Genomic DNA, 25,353 nt, shown 5'->3' on the forward strand with positions numbered 1-25,353 from the left:
CTCCGTATTGGCCGGAACACAGGGCGTTGACTCCGGGATCGTGCGGGCGATGTGCGTCCCCGGAGGGAACTCGGGGTGAAAGGGGACGGGGAAACCCGATCATTTCTGTGGTCATTCTCTTTGGATTTCTGCCCGCCGGCGTCCTGCCGGACCCGAAACCGGGCGTGAAGCAAACCCCCTGCGACCGGGAAAGCACCGCTTGATGTCCACCGAGTACGTTCCCCTTTCGGCCGCTCAGCGGAGCGTCTGGTACGCGCAGCAGCTGGCGCCGCGGACGCCGATCCACATCGCGCAGTACATCGAGATCGAGGGCGCGGTCGACCACGGGCTGTTCGACCGGGTGGCGCGCATCGCGGCCCACGAGGCGCTGGCGATGAACATCCGGATCGCCGAGCGGGACGGCCTGCCGTACCAGGTGCTCGACCCGGACGCGACGGCCACGATCCCGCTCGTGGACCTGTCCGGCGAGCCCGACCCGGACGCCGCCGCGCGGGCGTGGATGCGGGAGGCGATGGCCGAGCCGCTGCCGCTGGACGCCGAGCGCCTGTACTCCACGGCCCTGCTGCGGCTGGCCCCCGGACTGCACCGCTGGTTCATCCGCGCCCACCACATCATCCAGGACGGGTACTGCGGCCCGCTGATCGCCCATCGCGCCGCGGAGATCTACACGGCGCTGGCGGCAGGGGGCGAGTACGTCCCCGCAGAGGCCGGCGACTACCGCAGAGTCCTCGCCGAGGAGGAGGCCTACCGGGCGTCGGAGAAGTTCGAGCGGGACCGCGCCTACTGGACCGAGCGGTTCGCCGACCGGCCGGTCGCGGTGTCGCTGTCGGAGGAGACGGCCGAGCCGACCGCCGACTACCTGAGCCTGACCTCCCTCGTCCCGCCGGAGCGGACCGCCGAGCTGGCGGCCGGCGCGCGCCGGCTCCGCACCGCGACGCAGGGCCTGGCGATCGCGGCGATGGCCGCGTACGTGGCGCGGATGGCCGGCACCGAGGACGTCGTCCTCGGCCTCGCCGTCACCGGCCGCACCACGCAGATCGCGCGGGACACCCCGGCGATGCTGGCGACGGTGCTGCCGCTGCGCGTGTCGGTCCGGCCTGACATGACGGTGGAGGAGCTGGTCCGCGCGGCGACGCGGGCGAGTGCCCGGGCGCTGCGCCACCAGCACTACCGGCGCGAGGACCTGCTGCGGGACCTGAAGCTGCTCGGCGAGCGCCCCCGCCTCTACGGGCCGGTCATCAACATCATGGCGTTCGACTACCGGCTGGACTTCGCGGGCCTCCCGGCGCGCATGCACGCGATCACCACGGGGCCGATCGACGACCTGTCGATCAACATCTACGACAACTTCGACGGGGCGGGCCTGCGCGTCGACTTCGAGGCGCACCCGGACCTGTACGCCGAGGACCAGGTCGCCAAGCACCTGGACCGGTACATCCGGTTCCTGGGCGCGCTCGCCGACGTCGACCCGGCCACGCCGCTGCGCGAGATCAGCCTGCTCGACGACGCGGAGCGGGCCCTCGTGCTGGAGGAGTGGAACGACACGGCGGTCCCCGCCCCGCCCGCCGTCGTCCCTGAGCTGTTCGAGGCGCAGGCCGCGCGCACCCCGGACGCCCCGGCCGTCACCCGCGGCGGCACGACCCTCACCTATCGGGAGCTGAACGAACGCGCCAACCGCCTCGCCCGCCACCTGATCGCGCGCGGGGTCGGCGCGGAGGACTTCGTCGCCCTGGCGCTGCCGCGCGACGAGAACCTGGTCGTCGCGGCGCTGGCCGTGCTGAAGGCGGGCGCCGCCTACCAGCCGGTCGACCTGGCCTACCCCGCCGACCGCGTCGCCTACATGCTGGAGGACGCCGCCCCCGCCTGCGTCATCACCACGCGGGACGCGGACCTGCCGCCCGGCGCCGCCCGCGTCGAGCTCGACGCGCTCGCGCTGGACGGGCTCCGCGGCGATGACGTCGCCGACGCCGACCGCGTCCGGCCGCTGCGGTCCGGGAACCCGGCGTACATCATCTACACCTCCGGGTCGACGGGGCGCCCGAAAGGCGTCGTCATCTCCCACGCCAACCTCGTGGACCTGTGCGTCAAGTCGATGGCGAGCTACGGGCCCGCCTCGACGATGGCGCGCGTGCTGTTCTCCACGTCGCTGAACTTCGACGTGTCGGTGTTCGAGTGGCTGCTGCCGCTCACCGTCGGCGGCGAGATCGAGGTCATGCGGGACCTGCTGGAGGTCGCCGAGCGCGGCGGCTGGTCCGGGACGCTGGTCAGCGGCGTGCCGTCGGCCGTGTCGGCGCTGCTGGCACGCGGCGGCCTGCGGCTGGAGTCGGGGGACGTGGCGCTCGGCGGCGAGGCGCTGCCGCCGCAGCTCCTGCGGGACGTGCGGGCACTGCTGCCGAAGGCCCGTATCTCCAACATCTACGGTCCCACCGAAGCGACGGTCTTCTCCACCTGGTGGGTCGATGACGGCAACCCCGACGCGGTGGCGCCGATCGGCGGCCCGATGGCCAACACCCGCGCCTACGTGCTGGACGACAGGCTCGGCCCGGTCCCGGTCGGCGTGCCCGGCGAGCTGTACCTGGCGGGTGAGGGGCTGGCGCGCGGATACCTGCGCCGCCCCGGCCTGACCGCGGACCGGTTCGTCGCGTGCCCGTTCGGCGGGCCGGGGGAGCGGATGTACCGGACGGGCGATCTCGTCCGCTGGAACAGCGCCGGCCACATCGAGTATCTCGGCCGCCTCGACCACCAGGTGAAGGTCCGCGGGTTCCGTATCGAGCCGGGCGAGATCGAGACGGCGCTGTCCGCGCACCCGGCGGTGACGCAGAGCGTCGTGGTCGCGCGCCGCGACGCGGTCGGCGACACCGTCCTCGCCGGGTACGTCGTCGGCTCCGCGAGCCCGGCCGAGCTGCGGGCGTTCGTCGCCCAGACGCTGCCGGACTACATGGTGCCGTCCGCCATCGTCGTGCTGGAGGAGATGCCGCTCACCCCGAACGGCAAGCTCGACCGCGCGGCGCTCCCGGAACCGGACTTCGCCGCGTCCCTCACCTCCCGCGGCCCCCGCGACGCCCGCGAGGAGATCCTCTGCGGGATCTTCGCCGGTGTCCTCGGCCTGGAGCGCATCGGCGTCGACGACGGGTTCTTCGACCACGGCGGCGACTCCCTCAAGGCGACCCGCGTCGTGGCCCGCGCCCGCGCCGCACTGGACGTGGAACTGCCGGTGCGGGTCCTGTTCGAGGCCCCGACCGTGGCGGGGCTCGCCGAGTACATCGCCTCCGCCGGGAGCGCCGAACGCCCCGCGTTGCGGGCGGTGGAGAAGCGTCCCGTCCCGCTGCCGGTGTCGTACGCGCAGGAGCGCCTCTGGTTCCTGAACCGGCTCGAAGGGCTCACCGCCACCTACAACCTGCCGATTCCGCTGCGCCTCACCGGCGCGGTCGACCCCGAGGCGATGCGGGAGGCGCTGCGCGACGTCGTCGCCCGCCACGAGCCGCTGCGGACGCTGTTCGCCGACGCCGACGGCGAGCCGCACCAGGTGATCGTCGCGGCGGACGAGGCCGACCCGCGCCTGACCGTGAGCGAGCCCGCCGACCCGCACGCCGCCCTGTTCGCCGACGCCACCCGCGGCTTCGACCTGGCGAACGAGCCGCCGCTGCGCGCCCACCTGTACCGGCTCGGCGAGGACGAGCACCTGCTCCTCATCGTCCTGCACCACGTCGCAGGCGACGGCTGGTCGCTGGCGCCGCTCGCCCGCGACGTCATCACCGCCTACCTGGCCCGGCGCGCCGGCGAGGCTCCCGGCTGGGCGCCGCTGCCCGTCCAGTACGCCGACTACGCGCTCTGGCAGCGCGCGCTGCTCGGCGACGAGCGGGACCCGGCGAGCCTCGCCGCCCGCCAGATCGCCTACTGGAAGGAGGCCCTCGCCGGGCTGCCCGACCAGATCAGGCTGCCGCACGACCGCCCCCGCCCGGACCGCGCCTCCTACCGGGGCGGGCAGGTCGCCTTCGAGGTCCCGGCGGAGCTGGCGGACGGGCTGCGCGCCCTCGCCCGCGACCACCAGGTCAGCGTGTTCATGGTCCTGCGGGCCGCGCTCGCCGCGCTGCTCACCCGGCTCGGCGCCGGGACGGACGTGCCGATCGGCTCGCCCGTCGCGGGCCGCACGGACGAGGCCCTGGACGACCTCGTCGGCGTCTTCGTCAACACGCTGGTGCTGCGCACCGACACCTCCGGCGACCCGTCGCTGGCCGAGCTGCTCGCCCGCGTCCGGGAGACCGACCTCGCCGCCTACGCCCACCAGGACGTCCCGTTCGAGCGGCTCGTCGAGGTGCTCAACCCGGCGCGGTCGCTGGCGCGGCACCCGCTGTTCCAGGTCATGCTGACCCTGCAGAACAACCCCGAGGCGTCGGTCGAGCTGCCGGGCCTGAACGTCGCCGTCGAGCCGGTGGACGCCGGGGTCGCCAAGTTCGACCTGGAGTTCCTCCTGGAGGACGCCCGCGACGGCGCGGGCGGGTACGCGGGGACCCTCGAATACGCCCTCGACCTGTTCGACCGCGAGACGGCCGAGCGGCTCGCCGGCTGGTACCGGCTGACCCTGGAGGCGGCCGTCGCCTCCGGCGGCGCCGTCACCGTCGGCGCCCTCGACCTGCCCGGCGCCCCGCAGGGCCTCCCGCAGGTCCCGGAGGCCGCGGCGGAGCCGGGCGAGAAGCGCCTCGTCGCGTACGTCGTCGCCGCGCCCGGCCAGACCCTCGACCCCGAGGAGCTGCGCGCCCACATCCGCGAGAGCCTGCCGGAGTCGATGGTCCCCGCCGCCGTCGTCGTCCTGGACGAGATGCCGCTCACCCCGAACGGCAAGGTCGACACCGGGGCGCTCCCGAAGCCGGAGCTGACGATCACTCCGGCGACCGCGTACCGCGCCCCGTCGGGGGAGGCGGAGGAGGCCGTCGCCGCCGTCTTCGCCGACCTGCTCGGCGTGGACCGGGTCGGCGCCGACGACGACTTCTTCGCGCTCGGCGGCAACTCCCTCATCGCGATGCGGGTGGTCAGCCGGGTCCGCCGCGCCCTCGGCGCGGAGCTTCCCGTCCGGGCGCTGTTCGAGGCGCCGACCGTCGCCGCGCTCGCCGCCCTGCTCGGCCGCGGCGCCGCGCCCGCGCGTCCCGCGCTGGAGCGGCGCGAACGCCCGGACGTGATCCCGCCGTCCTACGCGCAGCAGCGGCTCTGGTTCCTCAACCGGTTCGAGGGACCGTCCGCCACCTACAACATGCCGACCGCGCTGCGCATCCGCGGCCCGCTGGACGTGGAGGCGCTCCGCGCCGCCGTCGGCGACCTCGTGGAACGGCACGAGTCGCTCCGCACGGTCCTGCCCGACAGCGGGGGAGTGCCGCGCCAGCTCATCCTGGACGCGGCCGCCGCGCGGCCCGAGCTGGAGATCACCGACACCACCGAGGCGGAGCTGCCCGCGCGGCTCGCCATGGCCGCCGGGTACGCGTTCGACATCTCCGCCGAACCTCCGCTGCGCGCCCACCTGTTCCGGATCGGGCCGCGGGAGCACGTCGTACTGCTGCTCATGCACCACGTCGCGGCGGACGGCTGGTCGATGGCGCCGCTGGCCCGGGACGTGATCCTGGCCTATGCGGCGCGTGCGGAGGGCCGTGAGCCGCAGTGGTCGCCGCTGCCGGTCCAGTACGCCGACTACACGCTCTGGCAGCGTGAGCTGTTCGGGTCCGAGGACGATCCGGGCAGCTTGATCTCGCGGCAGATCGGGTACTGGCGTGGGGCGCTGGCGGGGTTGCCGGAGGAGCTGTCGCTGCCCGCCGACCGGCCGCGCCCGGCGCAGGCGTCCTACCGGGGCGGGACGGCCAGGTTCCGGCTCGGCCCCGGAATCCGCGCGGGCCTGCAGAAGATCGCACAGGAGACCGGCGCCAGCCCGTTCATGGTCGCGCAGGCGGCGTTCGCGGCGCTGCTGACGCGGCTCGGCGCGGGGACGGACGTGCCGGTCGGCTCGCCGATCGCGGGCCGGACCGACGAGGCGCTGGACGACCTGGTCGGCATGTTCGTCAACATGCTCGTCTTCCGCACCGACACCTCCGGGGACCCGTCGTTCCGGGAGCTGGTGGGTCGGGTGAAGGAGACCGACCTCGCCGCCTACGCCCACCAGGACGTCCCGTTCGAGCGGCTCGTCGAGGTGCTGAACCCGCCCCGTCACCTCGCCCGCCACCCGCTGTTCCAGGTCGGGCTGACATTCCAGAACAACCCGGAGGCGCGGCTGGAGATGCCCGGCTTCGGCGCCGAGGTGGAACCGCTCACCGCCGGGGTGTCCCGCTTCGACCTGCTGATGATCCTCACCGAGCGGGAGGACGGGCTCGACGGCGAGCTGGAGTACGCGCTCGACCTCTACGATCCGGCCACCGCGCGCGGCCTCGTCGAGCGGTTCGAGCGGTACCTGGAGTCGCTGCTCGCCGACCCCGACGCCCCCATCGGCGCCGCCGACGTCCTGTCGCCGCACGAGCGCTCGCTGGTCCTCGGCGACTGGGCGGGCGGATCGGCGCGCCCCGCTGAGCGGGCCACGATTCCCGCGCTGTTCGAGGCGCAGGCCGCGGTTCGTCCGGATGCGGTGGCGGTGTCGTTCGAGGGTGTGTCGTGGACGTACGGGGAGGTGAACGCGAGGGCGAATCGTCTGGCTCGGCGGCTGGTGGGGCAGGGGGTGGGGCCTGAGCAGTTCGTGGCCTTGGCTCTGCCGCGTTCGGCGGAGCTGGTGGTGGCGATCCTCGCGGTGCTCAAGGCGGGGGCGGCTTACGTCCCGGTCGATCCGGACTACCCGGAGGACCGCATCGCCTACATGCTCGAAGACGCCCGCCCGGTCCTGACCTTGCGCCCCGAAGACCTCGCCGATCTGGACGCGGCCGGGTACGACGACGGCGACCTCGGCATCGCGATCTCCCCGGATCACCCCGCGTACGTCATCTACACGTCGGGTTCGACGGGGCGTCCGAAGGGTGTGGTGGTGCCGCATCAGAACGTGGTGCGGTTGCTGCGTTCGACCGAGGAGTGGTTCCACTTCGGTCCGAGTGATGTGTGGACGCTGTTCCATTCGTATGCGTTCGACTTCTCGGTGTGGGAGCTGTGGGGTTCCCTGCTGTACGGGGGCAGGCTCGTCGTCGTCCCCTACCTGACCTCGCGTTCGCCGGACGACTTCCTCGCTCTCCTGGAGAGGGAGCGGGTGACCGTCCTCAACCAGACCCCGTCGGCCTTCTACCAGTTGATGGCGGCCGACAAGCAGAACCCGGGCAGGGACCTTGCCCTGCGCTACATCGTCTTCGGCGGCGAGGCTCTCGACCTCGGGCGCCTGGAGGACTGGTACTCCCGGCGCCCCGAGGACGCCCCCACCCTCGTCAACATGTACGGAATCACCGAGACGACCGTGCACGTCTCGTACGTGGCGCTGGACCGCGCCTACGCGGCGACCGCGCCTGGCAGCGTCATCGGTGTCGGCATCCCGGACCTGCGCGTCTACGTGTTGGACGGTCGTCTTCAGCCGGTCCCGCCCGGCGTCGTCGGTGAGCTGTACGTCGCGGGGCCGGGCCTGGCGCGCGGGTATCTGAACCGTCCCGGCCTGTCCGCCGAGCGGTTCGTCGCCGACCCGTTCGGGACGGCCGGCGCCCGCATGTACCGGACGGGCGACGTGGGCCGGTGGCTGGCCGGAGGCCGTCTCGAATACCTCGGGCGCGCCGATCGGCAGGTGCAGCTGCGCGGCTTCCGGATCGAACCGGGCGAGATCGAGTCGGCGTTGGTCCGGCACGAGGCGGTCTCGGACGCCGCTGTGATCGTCCGGGACGACCGGCTCGTCGCCTACGTCGTCGCGTCCGGAGCCGATGCCGCCGAGCTGCGCCGGTTCGTCGGCCGGGAACTCCCCGACCACATGGTCCCGGCCGCCGTCGTGGAGCTGGACGCTCTGCCGCTGACGTCGAACGGCAAGCTGGACCGCAGGGCGCTTCCCGCGCCGGACTTCGGGGCGAAGGTGTCGTCGCGGGCGCCGCGCACCGAGCAGGAGGAGACGCTCGCGCGCCTGTTCGCCGAAGTTCTCGGGTTGGAGCGGGTCGGGATCGACGACGGGTTCTTCGACCTGGGCGGCGACTCCATCATCGCGATCCAGCTCGTCTCCCGCGCCCGCCAGTCCGGCCTGGTCATCACGCCCCGCGAGGTCTTCCAGCACCAGACCGTCGAAGAGCTCGCCGCCGCCGCCGAACCGGTCGGCGAGGGCAAGGAGATCGAGGCGGAGGCGCCGGGCGCCGGGGTCGGGCCCGTCCCCATCACACCGATTACCGCCTGGCTGCGCGACCGGGTGGGCGGCGACGCGTCGCTGATCAGCGGCTTCCACCAGGCGATGCTGCTGCGCACCCCGCCCGGCCTCGGCGCGGAGCGGCTGGCCGCCGCGCTGGCGGTCCTGCTCGACCACCACGACGTCCTGCGCCTGCGCCTCGACACCGGCGGCGGCCGGTGGCAGCCCGTCGTCCGCCCGCCGGGTTCCGTCGACGCCGCCGCCCTCGTCACCCGCGTCGACGTCGCGGGACTGGACGGCGACAAGGTCCAGGCGGTCGTCGCCGAGCAGGCCGCCGCCGCCCGCGACCGTCTCGACCCGGCCGCCGGGACGGTCGCGCAGCTCGTCTGGTTCGACGCGGACCGCGAGCAGGGGCGCCTCCTCGTCGTCCTGCACCACCTGGTCGTGGACGGCGTGACCTGGCGCATCCTGCTGCCCGACCTCGTCACCGCCTGGGCCGGGGGAGAACTCCAGCCGGTCGGGACGTCCTTCCGCCGCTGGGCGCAGAAGCTCACCGCCGCCGAGCGGAGCGAACAAGACCTGGAGGACTGGCTCGACATCGTCGACGGCCCGCCGCAGAAGCTCGCGGACCGCCCGCTCGACCCGCGCGCGGACATCGCGGCCCGCGCCCGCTCCCTCACCCTCGACCTGCCCGCCGACGTGACCGGGCCGCTGCTCACCGAGGTCCCGGCCGCGTTCCACGGCCGCGCCAACGACGTGCTGCTCACCGGCCTCGCCGTCGCCGTCGCCCAGTGGCGCAGGCGCCGCGGCGGGCGCGGCACCGGCGTCCTGGTCGACCTGGAAGGCCACGGCCGCGAGGACTCCGTGCCGGGCGTGGACGTCTCGCGCACGGCCGGCTGGTTCACCTCGATCCACCCCGTCCGGCTGGACGCGGGGGGCGCGACCGGCGGCGCGGCCGTCAAGAAGGTGAAGGAGCAGCTGCGCGCCGTCCCGGACGTCCTCGGGTACGGCCTGCTACGCCACGTGGACGGCGACGAGGAGCTCGCCGAGGTCCCGCGGGCGCAGATCGCGTTCAACTACCTCGGCCGGGTCGCGGACGGCGGCGACGGCGGCGGCGACTGGACGCTCGCGCCCGAGGAGCTGCCCGCCGGGGAGGACCCCCGCATGCCGATGGCGCACGCCCTGGAGGTCAACGCCCTCACCCGGGACCTGCCCGCGGGCCCCGTGCTGGCGGCGACCTGGACATGGCCCGGCGGGCTGCTGGACTCCGCCGACGTGCGGGAGCTGGCCGAGGGCTGGTTCGCGGCGCTGCGCGGCCTCGTCGCGGACGTCGCCGGCGGCGCGGCCGGCGGGTTCACCCCGTCCGACCTGCTGGTGGAGCTGGACCAGGGCGAGATCGACAAGCTGCAGACCGCGTGGAGGCAGAAGAAGTGAACCGGGGCGACCTCGAGGACATCCTGCCGCTGTCGCCGCTGCAGCAGGGCTTCTTCTTCCACGCCCTCTTCGACGCCGGCGACGGCGACGTCTACACGGCCCAGCTCGTCCTGGACCTGGAGGGCCCCCTCGACGTCGCCGCGCTGCGGACCGCCGCCGAGACGCTGCTGCGCCGCCACCCGAACCTGCGCGCCGCGTTCTGGCACGAGGACCTGTCGCGGCCCGTGCAGGTCGTGCCGCGCACCGTCGAGCTGCCGTGGGAGGAGGTCGCCGCCGACGGCGTCGAGGCCGACGCCGTCGTGCTGCGGGAACGGGCGCGCGGTTTCGACATGACCGCGCCGCCGCTGCTGCGGTTCGTCCTCGTCCGCATGGGCCCCGAGCGGTACCGGCTGATATTCACCAACCACCACATCCTGCTGGACGGCTGGTCCACGCCGATCATGGTGACCGAGCTGTTCCTGCTGTACATGCAGGGCGGCCACGACGCGGGGATGCCCCGCGTCGCCCCCTACAAGAACTACCTGGCCTGGCTCTCCCGGCAGGACCGCGCCGCCGCCGAGGACGCCTGGCGCCGCGCGCTGGACGGCGTGGAGGAGCCCGGCCTCGTCGCTCCCGCGGCCGCCGCCCGCGCGCCCGAACCCCCCGAGCGCACGACCACCGCGCTGGACGAGCGCGCCACCCGCCGCCTCACCCGCGCCGCCCGCCGCCACGGCGTCACGCTGAGCACCGTCCTGCAGGGCGCCTGGGGGCTCGTCCTCGGGCGGCTCCTCGGCACGGGGGACGTGGTGTTCGGCGCGACCGTGTCCGGCCGTCCCCCCGAGCTGCCGGGCATCGAGCAGATGATCGGGCTCTTCATCAACACGCTGCCGGTCCGCGTCCGGTACCGGCTGGACGAGCCGCTCGGCGCGCTGATGGAACGGCTCCAGGACGAGCAGACCGAGCTGCTCGCCCACCACCATCTCGGCCTCACCGACATCCAGCGGGCGGCCGGCCACGGCGGCGCGCTGTTCGACACGATGACGGTGCTGGAGAACTACCCGTTCGACCCGTCCTCGATGGACGGCTCCCTCAACGGCGTCCGCATCGCCGGGGCCGACTCCTACGACGCCACCCACTTCCCCCTGTCCTTCGTCGCCGTCCCGGGCGAGAGCCTCTCGCTCCGCCTGCACTACCGGCCCGACGTCTTCGAGGCGCCCGCCGTGGAGGCGCTGCTCGCGCGCGTCCGCCGCTTCCTGGAGGCGTTCGCCGAGGACGCGGACCAGATGATCGGCGCGGTGGACCTCGCGGACGGCGCCGACCGAGCGGCCTTGGCGGCCTGGAACGACACGACGGCCTGGAACGACACGCCCGCCTGGAACGGCACCGCCGCCGACGCCCCGTCGGGCACCCTTGCGGCCCTGTTCGAGGCCCAGGCCGCCCGCACCCCCGACGAGACCGCCCTCGTCTGCGGCGACGCCCGGCTGACCTACGCCGAGCTGAACGCGCGCGCCAACCGCCTCGCGCACGAGCTGATCGCGCGGGGCGTCGGCCCCGAGGACCGCGTCGCGCTCGTCCTGCCGCGCACCCCCGAGATCGTCGTCGCGATCCTCGGGGTCCTGAAGGCGGGCGCCGCGTACGTGCCCGTCGACCCCGAGTACCCGGCCGACCGCGTCGCCTCCACGCTGGACGACTGCCGCCCGGCGCTGACCATCACCGCCGGCGACTTCCCGGACGCCGCGGGCCGGCCCTCCCACGACCCCGCCGACGGGGAACGGGTCCGGAGCCTCCGGGCGGACAACGCCGCCTACGTCATCTACACGTCGGGATCCACCGGGCGCCCCAAGGGCGTGACCGTCCCGCACGCGGGGGTGCTCAACTACTTCGAGGCCCACCGGGACGCGTTCTTCGACCCGCTCGTCGAGGCCGCCGGCGGCCGCCGGATGCGCTTCGCCCACCTGGCGTCGTTCTCGTTCGACACGTCCTGGATGGGCCTGCTGTGGATGATGTACGGCCAAGAGCTGCACCTCATCGACGACGAGACCCGCCGCGACGTGGAGGCCTACACCGCGTACGTGGCGCGCGCGCGGATCGACCTGGTGAACACCACCCCGTCGCACTTCACCTCGCTCCGCGAGGCGGGCCTGCTGGACGCCGACGGCCGGCACCGGCCCTCGCAGCTCCTCCTCGGCGGCGAGGCGATCAGCGAGAGCCTGTGGACGGAGCTGCGGGCCGTCCCCGGCCTCACCACCCGCAACTTCTACGGGCCCACCGAGTCGACCGTCGACACCATGAACGCGGCGGTCGCCGGCAGCGACCGACCGACCGTCGGCGCGCCCCAGCGGGGCACCCGGGCCTACGTGCTCGACCGCGCGCTCCAGCCCGTCCCGGCCGGCGTCCCCGGCGAGCTGTACCTCGCGGGCGCGCAGCTCGCACGCGGCTACCACGACCGGCCCGGCCTGTCCGCCGAGCGCTTCGTCGCCGACCCGTTCGGCGCGCCCGGCGAGCGCATGTACCGCACCGGCGACCTCGCCCGGTGGCGGCCGGACGGGACGGTCGAGTACCTCGGCCGCGCCGACGACCAGGTGAAGATCCGCGGCTTCCGGGTGGAGCCGGGGGAGATCGAGAACGTCCTCGCCGGATGCCCCGGCGTCGCGCGGGCCGCCGTCGTCGTCCGCGAGGACCGCCCGGGCGACCGGCGCCTCGCCGCCTACCTCGTCGGGCCCGACGTCGACGCCGCCGCCGTCCGGCGGTACGCGGCCGAGCGGCTCCCCGACTACATGGTCCCCTCGTTCACCGTCCTGGACGCCCTGCCGCTCACCGTGAACGGCAAGCTCGACCGGGCCGCGCTGCCCGCGCCCGACGCCGGCTCCGCCGCCGGCCGCGCGCCGCGCTCGCCGCGGGAGGAGATCCTCTGCGGCCTGTTCGCCGAGGTCCTCGGCGTGCCGAGGGTCGGCGTGGACGACGGCTTCTTCGACCTCGGCGGCGACTCCCTCACCGCGACCCGCCTCGTCAGCCGGATCCGGTCCGCGCTCGGCGCCGAGCTTCCCGTCCGGGCGCTGTTCGAGGCGCCGACCGCGGCGGGCCTCGCCGAACGGCTCGCCGAGGCGGACGGGGACGTCCGCCCGCCGTTGGCGCGGGCCGAGCGTCCGGACGTCGTCCCGCTGTCGTACGCGCAGCAGCGGCTCTGGTTCCTCAACCGGTTCGAGGGCGCCCCCGCGGCGTTCAACATGCCGATCGCGCTGCGCCTGGACGGCGCCCTCGACCTCGCCGCGCTGCGCGCCGCGCTGGCCGACGTCGCGGCGCGCCACGAGCCCCTCCGCACGATCTTCCCCGACGGGTCGGGGACCGCCCGGCAGCTCGTCCTCGACCCCGCCGACGCCCGCCCCCGCCTCGACGTCGCGGAGGTGGAGGAGAGCGCGCTGCCCGCGGCGCTGGCCGCGACGGTCGGGCAGGGCTTCGACCTGTCGGTGGAGCCGCCGCTGCGCGCCCGCCTGTTCGCCCTCGGCGGCGGCACGCACGTCCTCATGCTCGTCCTGCACCACATCGCGGCGGACGGCTGGTCGATGGCGCCGCTGGCCCGGGACGTGATCCTGGCCTATGCGGCGCGTGCGGAGGGCCGTGAGCCGCAGTGGTCGCCGCTGCCGGTCCAGTACGCGGACTACACGCTCTGGCAGCGTGAGCTGTTCGGTTCGGAGGACGATCCGGGCAGCTTGATCTCGCGGCAGATCGGGTACTGGCGTGGGGCGCTGGCGGGGTTGCCGGAGGAGCTGTCGCTGCCCGCCGACCGGCCGCGCCCGGCGCAGGCGTCCTACCGGGGCGGGACGCACGCGTTCGAGTTGGACGCCGAACTCCACGCCGAACTCCTGGCCCTCGCCCGGCAGAGCGGCGCGACCCTCTTCATGGTCATGCAGGCGGCGTTCGCGGCGCTGCTGACGCGGCTCGGCGCGGGGACGGACGTGCCGGTCGGCTCGCCGATCGCGGGCCGGACCGACGAGGCGCTGGACGACCTGGTCGGCATGTTCGTCAACATGCTCGTCCTGCGCACCGACACCTCCGGGGACCCGTCGTTCCGGGAGCTGGTGGGTCGGGTGAAGGAGACCGACCTCGCCGCCTACGCCCACCAGGACCTGCCGTTCGAGCGGCTCGTCGAGGTGCTGAACCCGGCGCGGTCGATGGCGCGGCACCCGCTGTTCCAGGTCGTCCTGTCGTTCCAGAACAACCCCGAGGCGCGGCTCGAACTGGACGGCCTGACCGGCGGCGCCGAGCCCCTGGCGGCGGGCACCGCCAAGTACGACCTGTCCCTCTACCTGGAGGAGCGGCACGGCGGCGACGGCGCGCCCGGCGGCATCGAGGCCGGCCTCGAATACGCCCTCGACCTCTTCGACCCCGCCACCGCCGAGGCGATCGCCCGGCGGTTCGAGCGCCTCGTCCGCGAACTGGTCGCCGACCCCGACGCGCCCGTCACCACCGCCGAGATCCTCGACCGCGGCGAACGGCGCACGCTGCTGCGCCGCTGGGCGGGCGGCAGGGGCGGCGACGTCCCGCGCACGACGATCCCCGCGCTGTTCGAGGCGCAGGCCGCGGTTCGTCCGGATGCGGTGGCGGTGTCGTTCGAGGGTGTGTCGTGGACGTACGGGGAGGTGAACGCGAGGGCGAATCGTCTGGCTCGGCGGCTGGTGGGGCAGGGGGTGGGGCCTGAGCAGTTCGTGGCCTTGGCCCTGCCGCGTTCGGCGGACCTTGTGGTGGCGATCCTCGGAGTGCTCAAGGCCGGAGCGGCCTACGTTCCGATCGATCCGGACTACCCGGAAGACCGCATCGCCTACATGCTCGAAGACGCTCGTCCTGTCGTGACCTTGCGTCCGGAGGACTTGGAGGGGCTGGACGACCCCGGTCTTCCCGCGACCGACCTCGGCATCGCCATCGACCCGGACCATCCGGCTTACGTCATCTACACGTCGGGTTCGACGGGGCGTCCGAAGGGTGTGGTGGTGCCGCATCAGAACGTGGTGCGGTTGCTGCGTTCGACCGAGGAGTGGTTCGACTTCGGTCCGAGTGATGTGTGGACGCTGTTCCATTCGTATGCGTTCGACTTCTCGGTGTGGGAGCTGTGGGGCTCCCTGCTGTACGGGGGCAGGCTCGTCGTCGTCCCCTACCTGACGTCCCGCTCGCCGGACGACTTCCTCGACTTGCTCGCGGCCGAGAAGGTCACCGTCCTCAACCAGACCCCGTCGGCCTTCTACCAGTTGATGGCGGCCGACAAGCAGAACCCGGGCAGGGACCTTGCCCTGCGCTACATCGTCTTCGGCGGTGAAGCGCTCGACCTCGGGCGCCTGGAGGACTGGTACTCCCGCCACGACGAGAACGCGCCGGTCCTCGTCAACATGTACGGGATCACCGAGACGACCGTGCACGTCTCCTACCTTGCCCTCGACCCCGTCCAAGCGGCCACGGCGGCGGGGAGCCTCATCGGCGTCGGCATCCCGGACCTGCGCGTCTACGTGTTGGACGGTCGTCTTCAGCCGGTCCCGCCCGGCGTCGTCGGTGAGCTGTACGTCGCGGGGCCGGGCCTGGCGCGCGGGTATCTGAACCGTCCCGGCCTGTCCGCCGAGCGGTTCGTCGCCGACCCGCACGGCGAGCCCGGAACTCGCATGTACCGGACGGGCGACCTCGGCCGCTGGCGCACGGACGGGACCCTCGACTACCTCGGGCGCGGCGACCAGCAGGTGCAGCTGCGCGGCTTCCGGATCGAACCGGGCGAGATCCAGGCCGTCCTGACCAGGCACGAGGACGTCCGGGACGCCGCCGTCGTGGTCCGCGACGACCGCCTCATCGCCTACGTCGTCGCGTCCGGCGCCGACACCGCCGAGCTGCGCCGCTTCGCCGCGAAGGCCCTGCCCGACCACATGGTTCCGGCGGCCGTGGTGGAGCTGGACGCTCTGCCGCTGACGTCGAACGGCAAGCTGGACCGCAGGGCGCTTCCCGCGCCGGACTTCGGGGCGAAGGTGTCGTCGCGGGCGCCGCGCACCGAGCAGGAGGAGATCCTCGCGCGCCTGTTCGCCGAAGTCCTGGGGTTGGAGCGGGTCGGGATCGACGACGGGTTCTTCGACCTGGGCGGCGACTCCATCATCGCGATCCAGCTCGTCTCCCGCGCCCGCCAGTCCGGCCTGGTCATCACGCCCCGCGAGGTCTTCCAGCACCAGACCGTCGAGGAACTCGCCGCCGCCGCCAAGCCGGTCGGCGAGGGCGAACGGACCGAAGCGGAGGCGCCGGGCGCGGGCATCGGCCGCGTCCCCGCCACCCCGATCATGCGCTGGTTCCAGGAGCTGCACGGCCCCGTCGACGGCTACAGCCAGCGCATGCTGCTCCAGGTCCCGCCGGACCTCGGCGCGGAGCGGCTGACCGCCGCGCTCCAGACGCTTTTGGACCACCACGACATGCTCCGCCTGCGCGTGAACGGCGCCGAGTTCGAGGTCGCCGAGCCCGGCGCCGTCGACGCCGCGCCCCTCGTCCGCCGCGTGGACGTCGCCGGCCTCGGCGCCGCGGACCTGCGCGCCGTGCTCGCCGCCGAGGCCGAGGCCGCCCGCCGCGCCCTCGACCCGGCCGCCGGGACCATGGCGCGGCTCGTCTGGTTCGACGCGGGCCCCGCCGCGTCCGGGCGCCTCCTGCTCACCGTCCACCACCTGGCCGTGGACGGCGTCTCGTGGCGGATCCTCCTGCCCGACCTGGTCACGGCCTGGGCCGGGGGCCGCCTCGACCCCGTCCCGACCTCGTTCCGCCGCTGGGCGCAGCGCCTCGCCGCCGAGGCGTCCGACCCCGCCCGCACGGCGGAGCTGCCGCTCTGGGAGGACGTCCTCGCCACCCCCGACCCCGTTCTCGGCGTCCGCCCGCTGGACCCGGCCGCCGACACCTTCGGGACGGCCCGGCACCTCACCCTCGACCTGCCCGCCGACGTGACCGGGCCGCTGCTCACCGAGGTCCCGGCCGCGTTCCACGGCCGCGCCAACGACGTGCTGCTCACCGGCCTCGCCCTCGCCGTCGCCGAGTGGCGGCGCGAGCGCGGCGCGTCCGAGGACACGGCGGTCCTCATCGACCTCGAAGGGCACGGCCGCGAGGAGATCGTCCCCGGCGTCGACCTGTCCCGCACCGCCGGCTGGTTCACCTCCATCTACCCGGTGCGCCTGGACGCGGGCCTGGTCGAGCCCGCCGACGTCCGCGAGGGCGGCCAGGCCGTGGGCACCGCCCTCAAGCGGGTCAAGGAGCAGCTCCGCGAGATCCCCGACAACGGCATCGGGTACGGGCTGCTCCGCCACCTCAACCCGGCGACCGGCGAGCGGCTGCGCGGCCGCCCGCAGATCGCGTTCAACTACCTCGGCCGCTCCGCCGCGCCCGAGGCCACCGACTGGGGGCCGGCCGGCCAGGCCGACGGCGACGCCCTCGGCGCCGGCCAGGACGCCGCGCTCGGCCTCGTCCACGCGATCGAGGTCAACGCGCACACTCGCGACCTGCCCGGCGGCCCCGAGCTGTCCGCGACGTGGACGTGGGCCGGCGACCTGTTCGACGGCGACGCGATCGAGGACCTCGCCGGCCGCTGGTACGCGGCGCTGCGCGGCCTCGTCGCGCACGTCGCCGGCGCCGCCGAAGGCCCCGTCGGCGGGTTCACCCCGTCGGACCTTTCCCTCGTGGACGTCAGCCAGGACGAGATCGACGAGCTCGCCGCCGAGCTCGACGGCGAATGGGAGCTGGAGTGAGCAGGTCGCAGCTTGAGGACATCCTCCCGCTCTCCCCGCTGCAGGAGGGGCTGTTCTTCCACGCCCTCTACGGCTCCGGCCACGACGTCTACACCGCGCAGATCATGTTCGACCTGCACGGCCCGCTGGACGTGGACGCGCTGAAGGCCGCGGCGGCGGCGCTCCTGCGCCGGCACGCGAACCTGCGGGCCGGGTTCCGGCAGCGCAAGGAGGGCTCCCCGGTCCAGGTCGTCCAGCGCACGGTGCGGCTGCCGTGGCAGGACGAGGACCTGTCCGCCCTGCCCGGACCCGAACGCGAGACCAGGGCCCGCGAACTGGCCGCCGCCGAGCGCGCCCGCCCGTTCGACATGGCGAAGCCGCCGCTGCTGCGGTTCATGCTCATCAGGCTCGCGGACGGCCTGCACCGCATGGTCTTCACCAACCACCACATCCTGCTGGACGGCTGGTCCACGCCCGTCCTGCAGACCGAGCTGTTCGCGCTCTACCTCGCCGAGGGCGACGACACCGGCATGCCGCGCGTCGCCCCCTACAAGAACTACCTGGCCTGGCTCGCCGCGCAGGACCGCGCCGCCGCCGAGGACGCCTGGCGCCGCGCCCTCGACGGCGTCCACGAGCCCACGCTCGTCGCGCCCGGCGCGCCCGAGCCGGACTCCGGCGACGGCACGCCGGGACGCGTCCGCACCCGCCTCACCGAGGAGCTCACCTCCGCGCTCAACGCGCGCGCCCGCGCCCAGGGCGTCACGCTGAACACGGTCGTGCAGCTCGCCTGGGCGACGCTGCTCAGCGGCCTCACCGGCGCGAACGACGTCGTGTTCGGAGCGGCCGTCTCCGGCCGCCCGCCGGAGCTCCCCGGCGTCGAGCAGATGATCGGCCTGTTCATCAACACGCTGCCGATCCGGGTCCGGGTCCGCCCCGCCGACACCGTCGCCGAGGCGCTCACCCGCCTCCAGGACGAGCAGGCCGCGCTGATGCCGCACCACCACCTCGGCCTGGCCGACATCCAGCGCCTCACGGGCACCGGGACGCTGTTCGACACGATGACCGTCCTGGAGAACTACCCGTTCGACCCGGACGCCGCCGGCGCCGACCTCGGCGGGCTGACCCTCCGCGACGTGGACGGGTACGACGCCACCCACTACCCGCTGACGTTCGCCGCCGTTCCCGGCCGCCGCCTGTCCCTGCGCATCGACCACCGCCCCGACCTGTTCGGCCGGGACGACGCCGAGCGGCTGATGCGGCGCCTCCTGCGCGTCCTGGACGCCGTCGCGCACCGGCCGAACCTGCCGCTCGGCCGCGTCGGCGTCCTGGACGACGAGGAACGCGCCGACGTCCTGCGGAACTGGCAGGGCGCCGGGACGGGCCGCGCCCCCGGCACCCTCACCGGCGGGTTCGCCGCGCAGTGCGCGAAGACCCCGGACGCGACCGCCCTCCGCGCGGCCGGGGAGTCGATCGCGTACGCGGAACTGGACGCGCGCGCGAACCGGCTGGCGCACCGGCTGATCGAGCTGGGCGTCCGCCCGGAGACGTGCGTCGCCCTCCTGCTCGAACGGTCCGCCGACGTCGCCGTCGCGTCCCTGGCGGTCCTCAAGGCGGGCGGCGCCTACGCGCCCGTCCACCCCGGCCAGCCGCCGGAGCGGATCGCCTGGGCGATCCGCGAGGTCGGCGCGCCCGTCCTGGTCGTCGATGGCGCCATGCGCGACCGGGCCGCCGCCCTCGGCGCCGCGGCGCGGATCGTCGCCGTGGACGCCCCGGACCTCGCCGGCGCGCCGGACACCGACCCGGGCGTGCCGTGCCTCCCGGACCAGCTGGCCTTCGTGTTCTTCACCTCCGGCTCCACCGGCCTGCCGAAGGGCGTCATGGTGACGCACCGCGACGCCGTCGCCCTCGCCACCGACAGACGTCTGCGGGGCGGCGCCCACGACCGTGTCCTCGTCCACTCCTCGCACGCGTTCGACGCGTCGACCTACGAGCTGTGGACGCCGCTGCTGAACGGCGGCACCGCCGTCATCGCGCCCCCCGGCCACCTCGACGCCGCCGCCTTGCAGGAGGTCCTCGACACCGAGGACGTCACCGCCGCCTTCCTCACCACCACCCTGTTCAACCTGGTCGGCGAGGAGCGCCCGCACGCCTTCGCCGGGCTCCGCGAGGTGCTGACCGGCGGGGAGGCCGGGTCGCCCGCCGTGATGCGCAAGGTCCTCGCCGCATGCCCGGACACCGAGGTCGTCCACGTGTACGGGCCGACGGAGGCCACCACGTACACGACCGCCGCGGCGCTGCGCGGTCCCCTCGCCGACCCGGCGGAGCGCACCCCGGTGCTCGGCCGGCCCTGCGACGACATGCGCGTCTACGTGCTGGACCAGGGGCTGCGGCCCGTCCCGCCCGGCGTCGTCGGCGAGGCCTACCTCGCGGGCGCCGGCGTCGCCCGCGGCTACCTGCGGCGGCCCGCGTTCACCGCCGAACGGTTCGTCGCCGACCCGTTCGGCGCGCCCGGCGACCGCATGTACCGGACCGGCGACCTCATGCGGTGGCGGCCCGACGGGAACCTGGAGTACGTCGACCGCGCCGACCTCCAGGTCAAGATCCGCGGATTCCGGATCGAGCTGGGCGAGGTCGAGGCGGCGATCGCCGCGCATCCCGACGTCGCCAACGTGGCCGTCGTCGCCCGCGAGGAGGCGTCCGGCGCCAAGGCGCTCGTCGCCTACGTCATCGCGCCCGCTCTGGCCTCCCGGGGGGATGGGGCTCCGGAGAACGCCGGCGAGGGGCGGCCGACGGACGGTCTGCGCGAGTTCGTCCGGGAGCGGCTGCCGGAGTACATGGTGCCCGCCGCGTTCGTCCGGCTGGACACGTTCCCCGTCGGCCCGACCGGCAAGCTCGACCGGCGCGCCCTGCCCGCCCCCGACTACGCCGCGTCCGGCGGCCGCGACCCGCGCACCCCGGAGGAGGAGCGGCTGTGCGGGATCGTCGCCGACGTCCTCGGCCTCGACCGGGTCGCCGCCGACGTCAGCTTCTTCGACCTCGGCGGCGACAGCATCGCCGCGCTGAGGCTCTCCGCCCGCGCCCGGCAGGCCGGGGTCGAGCTGACGCCCCGCGACGTGTTCACCCACCAGACCGTCGAGGCGCTCGCCAGGGCCGGCGACCCGGGCGACCGGATCGGCTTCGAGGTCCTGCTCCCGATCAGGACGTCCGGGTCCCGCCCGCCGGTGTTCTTCGTCCACCCGGCAGGCGGCCTCGCCTGGCCCTACCTGCAGTTCCAGCGGCACCTCGGACCGGACCAGCCGGTCTACGGGCTGCAGGCCCGCGCGTTCACGCGGTCCGAGCTGCCGGAGTCGGTGGCCGAGATGGCCGGGGACTACCTGGAGCAGATCAGGTCGGTGCGGCCGTCCGGGCCCTACCACCTCGCGGGCTGGTCCCTCGGCGGGCTCATCGCCTACGAGATGGCCGTCCGGCTCCAGGCCGAGGGCGAGACCGTCGGGCTGCTCGCGCTCATCGACTCCTACCACGGCCAGGACCTCGCGGGGGACGAGCGGGAGATCCTGCCCGAGCTGCTGCAGGGCATCGGCGTCGACGCCAGGGCGATCGCCCCGGACGGCAACCCCGACATGGAGCAGATCATGGGGATCCTCGCCGACCGCGACGACGCCCTCGCCACCCTCGGCGAGGACGACCTGGTCAACGTCTACCGCAACTACGAGAACGGGCTCCGGCAGGCCGGGGAGTACCGGCCGGGACGGTTCCGCGGCGACGTGGTGTTCTTCACCGCCCTGCGGGGCCGCACCGCGGAGTCGCCCACCGGGCCGTCCAACTGGGGGCCGCTCGTGGACGGCGGGATCGAGGACTACCCGGTCGACACCGAGCACCACCTGCTCATGGACCCGGGCCCGGCCGCCGAGATGGGCGCCGTCCTGGCCGCCAAGCTCGACAAACTCCACAGCGGAACACGGGATCGCTGAAGCAGGCACGGAAAGGAACACCATGTCGAACCCCTTCGAGGACCCGGACGGCACCTACCTCGTGCTCGTCAACGACGAGGGCCAGCACTCCCTGTGGCCGTCCTTCGCCGAGGTGCCCGCCGGCTGGACGGTGGCCAAGGACGAGGACACCCGCCAGGCGTGCCTCGACTACGTCGAGGAGAACTGGACGGACATGCGGCCGAAGAGCCTCGTCGAGGCCATGGGTGAGTGAGGCGGGCTGGAGGCCGCCGGATACCGGGCGTCTGCGGATCCCCTCGGTCACCGAGTGGGAGATGGAGATGCTGGACGCCGCCGACCTGCGGCCCGCGCCGCTGCCGGGCGTCGAGATGACGTTCACCCTCGCCGGACTGCCGTCCCCGGACGTCAGCCGCGCCCTCTACGCGACCGTCGGCGCCCGCGTCTGCTGGACCGACCGCTTCCCGTGGACGTACGAGCAGTGGCGGGCCTGGGTGGATCGCCCGGAGCTGTCCACCTGGATCGCCATGGCCGAGGGCACCATCGCCGGCTTCTTCGAGATCGAGGCGCAGCCCGGCGGCGACACCGAGATCCACCTGGTGGGGCTCACCCCCGCGTTCGTCGGGCGCGGCTACGGCGGCTACCTCGTCGAGCAGTGCACCCGCCGCGCCTGGCAGCGCGGCGAGCTGTGGGCCCTCGCCGGCGGGCCCGCGACCCGGGTGTGGCTGCGCACCAGCAGCCTCGACCACCCGAACGCCATCGCCAACTACCGGCGGCGGGGCTTTAAGGTGGCGGCGGAGAGCACCGCGCCGAAGCTCGTGCCGGACCCGCGGGTCGCGCCGTGGCCGCTGCCGCGCGACCCCCGCGCGCAGTCCCGCCGGCACGAGGAGGAGGAGTTGATCACGTGACCTGGTTCCGCTGCCCCGAGCCGCGTCCCTGGGCGTCGATGCGGCTGTTCTGCCTGCCGCACGCGGGCGGGTCGGCGGTGTTCTACCGGTCGTGGGCCAAGGAGGCCGGCCCTGCCGTCGAGGTGCAGGCCGTCCAGTACCCGGGGCGCGCCGACCGGATGGCGGACGCGTTCGTCACCGACGCCCGGCAGCTCGCCCGCCTCATCGCCGGGGCGATGGCACCGCTGACGGACCGCCCCGCCGCGCTGTTCGGGCACAGCATGGGCGCCGTCCTCGCCTACGAGGTGGCCCGGCTGCTGGAGGAGCGGGGCGCCGCGCCCGTGCACGTGTTCGCCTCGGGGGCCCGCCCGCCCGACGACCGGGGCGACGAGCGCGTCGGCGACAGGGACGACGACGGCCTCGTCGCCGAGCTGGTGAGTCTCGGGGGGACCGACGCCGAGCTGCTGGCGGAGCCGGAGCTGCGCGAGCTCGTCCTGCCGTACGTCCGCAACGACTTCACGCTGATCGAGCGGTACGCGCACCGGCCCGAGCCGGCGCTGACCGTCCCGGTCACCGCGATCATCGGGGACGCCGACCCGCACGTGGACCGGGAGCGGGCCCGCGGCTGGGAGCGCGCCACCCGCGGGCGGTTCGCCCTCCGGGTGCTTCCGGGCGGGCACTTCTACCTGGCCGAGCAGCAGTCCGCCGTGATCGCCGAGGTGCTGCGGACCCTGGAGGTCCCCGCCCTCTGACGCGCGGACGGGCCGCCCCCACGGGAGTCCGTGGCGGGGGCGGCCCGTCGCTGAAGGGGGAGCCTCCTGAGGGGTCGTTTAGTAGACGGACGCCCCGTACACCGACAGCGGCTCGGTGATGGGCTGGAAGAACGTCGTCCCGCCCGAGGAGCAGTTGCCGCTGCCGCCCGAGGTCAGGCCGAGCGCGGTGTTCCCGGCGAACAGGGAGCCGCCGCTGTCGCCCGGCTCGGCGCACACCGTGGTGCGGATGAGGCCGCTGACGCTGCCCTCCTGGTAGTTCACCGTCTGGTTGAGGGCGGTGACCCGGCCGCTGTGCAGGCCGGTGGTGCTGCCGCTGCGGTACACGGTCTGGTTGACCGCGGCGTTCCCGGCGCTGGTGATGTCGCGGGTGCCGCTGTAGAGGCTGACCGAGCCCTGCGTGTCGGTGGGCGTCGAGGAGTACGTCACGATGCCGTAGTCGTTGCCGGGGAAGCTGCTGCCGGCGGTGCGGCCCAGCGTCCGGCCGGAGCTGTCGGTCCAGGTCGAACCGATGTTGGTGCAGTGCCCGGCCGTGATGAAGGCGTAGCCGCCTCCCCTCCTGACATTGAAGCCCAGCGAGCACCGGGCGCCGCCGGTGTAGATGGCCTCGCCGCCTCGGGTGAGCGTCTGGAACTTCCCGGCGACGCTCTCGGTGCGGACCGCCGTGCCCTGCTTGCTCGCGGCCGCGCGGACCTTCTTGAGCTGGGCGCCCTTGACCGTGCTGTCCACGCTGAGGACGACCTGGTTGCTCGCCGGGTCGACGGCCCAGGCGGTGCCCGGGACGGTCGCGTCGCGCTTGAGCGCGGCCTCGACCTTCTTCAGGTCCGCGCCGCTGCGCGCGACGGTGCGCGGCACCGCGCCCGCGGCGCGCACGGCCTGGGCGGCCTGCGCGTCGGTGACGGTGACGACCAGCTTGCCGTCCTTGAGGTAGGAGCCCGCGCTGCGGGTTCCGAGCTGGTGCGCCAGGGACGTCGCGACGTCGCCGGGAGCGGCGGGGGCGGCGGGGGCGGCGGGGGACGCGGACGCGGTGGGAGCGGTGGCCAGGGTGGCGGCCACCAGGCCGGCCGCGGCCGTGGTGACGGCCGCGGCGCGGACGCGCCTGTGACGGATCTTCACTTGTGCCTCCACGGGGGATGGGGCGCACCCGAGTGGTGCGCCGGAGGTCATCGACATGGTGTAAGAACGGTCAAGGCGGACGTAAGACGCAGAAGGTGACTAATTCGGCAGGTTCTCGTTGGCACTCTCGGAGCGGCGTGCGTGGTCAGTCCGGCAATGCCAACCGCCGCTCGCCGGGTGAGGAACGAGGTTCGGCCCCGGTCCTTTCGCCGGAACGGCCAAAAGGACCGGGGCCGAAACCCGCGTGGCTTCCCGCCGCCTGGGAGCTCCGGCGGGCCGCCGGGGGCGGCTAATAGATCTCGACCCCGAACGCCGACAGCGGCTCGGACACGGGCTGGAAGAACGTGACGCCGCCGGACGAGCAGTCGCCGCTGCCGCCCGAGGTCAGCCCGACCGCGCTCGACCCGGCGAACAGCGGGCCGCCGCTGTCGCCCGGCTCGGCGCACACCGTCGTCTGGATGAGGCCGCTGACGCTGCCCTCCTGGTAGTTCACCGTCTGGTCGAGCGCGGTGACCTGCCCGTCGTGGACGCCGGTGGTGCTGCCGCTGCGGGTCACGGTCTCGCCCACCGTGGCGTCGGCCGCGCCCGTGATGTCCTGGAACCCGCCGTCGACCGTGACGCCGCCCCGCGCGTCCTGCGGGGTGGAGTCGTACTTGACGAGGCCGTAGTCGTCACCGGGGAAGCTGCTGCCGGCATTGCCGCCGAGCGTGCCCCCCGACCCGTCGGTCCACGTGGAGCCCGCCTCGGTGCAGTGCCCCGCCGTCAGGAAGTAGTACTCGCCTCCCTTCTTGACGTTGAAGCCGAGCGAGCAGCGGGCGCCGCCGGTGTAGATCGGGTCGCCGCCCGCGGTGAACATGCGGAACGTTCCCGCGACCCGTGTGGTGCGCACGGCCGCGCCCTGCTCGGCCGCGGCCCTGCGCACCTTCCTGAGCGCGGCTCCCTTGACCGTGCCGTCCATGGTGAGGACGACCTGGTTGGCGGCCGGGTCGACGGCCCAGGCGGTGCCCGGGACGGTCGCGTCGCGCTTGAGCGCGGCCATGACCTTCTTCAGGTCCGCGCCGCTGCGCGTGACGCTCCTCGGCACGGCCCCGGCCGCCCGGACCGTCCGCGCGGCCTCGGCGTCGGTCACCGTGACGACGAGGTTCCTCGTCGCCCGGTCCACGTAGGCCCCGGCGCTGCGGTCGCCGAGCCGCTGCGCCAGCTTCGCCGCCACCCGGCCGGTGTCGG

General features: G+C 74.2%; 8 protein-coding genes. 6 read left to right on the top strand and 2 right to left on the bottom strand.

The genetic code is table 11. From position 1 onward, the window contains the following. Positions 1–202 precede the first annotated feature (202 nt). The 6 genes from AB0K37_RS19195 to AB0K37_RS19220 are packed head-to-tail and all read left to right on the top strand — an operon-like array spanning position 203 to position 22,992. Complete coding sequence (locus AB0K37_RS19195) at positions 203–9,700, top strand: amino acid adenylation domain-containing protein (protein ID WP_363982582.1); 9,498 nt, start codon at positions 203–205, stop codon at positions 9,698–9,700. Beyond that, complete coding sequence (locus tag AB0K37_RS19200; protein ID WP_363982585.1) at positions 9,697–17,427, top strand: amino acid adenylation domain-containing protein; 7,731 nt, start codon at positions 9,697–9,699, stop codon at positions 17,425–17,427. The genes AB0K37_RS19195 and AB0K37_RS19200 overlap by 4 nt, the downstream gene beginning before the upstream one ends. Continuing rightward, on the top strand, positions 17,424–21,377 hold the full coding sequence (locus AB0K37_RS19205; RefSeq protein ID WP_363982587.1) for an amino acid adenylation domain-containing protein: 3,954 nt from the start codon (positions 17,424–17,426) through the stop codon (positions 21,375–21,377). The genes AB0K37_RS19200 and AB0K37_RS19205 overlap by 4 nt, the downstream gene beginning before the upstream one ends. 22 nt (positions 21,378–21,399) lie before the next feature. After that, positions 21,400–21,609, top strand: coding sequence for an MbtH family protein (locus AB0K37_RS19210; RefSeq protein ID WP_363982590.1), 210 nt, complete (start codon positions 21,400–21,402; stop codon positions 21,607–21,609). Further along, positions 21,602–22,261, top strand: a complete 660-nt coding sequence (locus AB0K37_RS19215) for a GNAT family N-acetyltransferase (protein ID WP_363982592.1) — start codon at positions 21,602–21,604, stop codon at positions 22,259–22,261. Before AB0K37_RS19210 ends, AB0K37_RS19215 begins: the two co-directional genes overlap by 8 nt. Continuing rightward, on the top strand, positions 22,258–22,992 hold the full coding sequence (locus tag AB0K37_RS19220; RefSeq protein ID WP_363982595.1) for an alpha/beta fold hydrolase: 735 nt from the start codon (positions 22,258–22,260) through the stop codon (positions 22,990–22,992). Before AB0K37_RS19215 ends, AB0K37_RS19220 begins: the two co-directional genes overlap by 4 nt. 78 nt (positions 22,993–23,070) lie before the next feature. Here AB0K37_RS19220 and AB0K37_RS19225 read toward each other — a convergent pair whose 3' ends face one another. Both AB0K37_RS19225 and AB0K37_RS19230 read right to left on the bottom strand, forming a co-directional pair. After that, positions 23,071–24,126 (bottom strand): S1 family peptidase, encoded by a 1,056-nt coding sequence (locus AB0K37_RS19225; protein ID WP_363982598.1) that lies wholly within the window; start codon positions 24,124–24,126, stop codon positions 23,071–23,073. Positions 24,127–24,415: 289 nt separating this feature from the next. Then, the coding region (locus tag AB0K37_RS19230) for a S1 family peptidase (protein ID WP_363982601.1) at positions 24,416–25,353 on the bottom strand (938 nt) is incomplete at its 5' end.

Source organism: Actinomadura sp. NPDC049753 (assembly GCF_040674655.1).
GTDB lineage: Bacteria > Actinomycetota > Actinomycetes > Streptosporangiales > Streptosporangiaceae > Spirillospora > Spirillospora verrucosospora.

Bases quoted from the DNA above. Each gene is read 5' to 3' on its own strand.
- AB0K37_RS19195 (WP_363982582.1), top strand. From the start codon at position 203: ATGTCCACCGAGTACGTTCCCCTTTCGGCCGCTCAGCGGAGCGTCTGG.
- AB0K37_RS19210 (WP_363982590.1), top strand. From the start codon at position 21,400: ATGTCGAACCCCTTCGAGGACCCGGACGGCACCTACCTCGTGCTCGTC.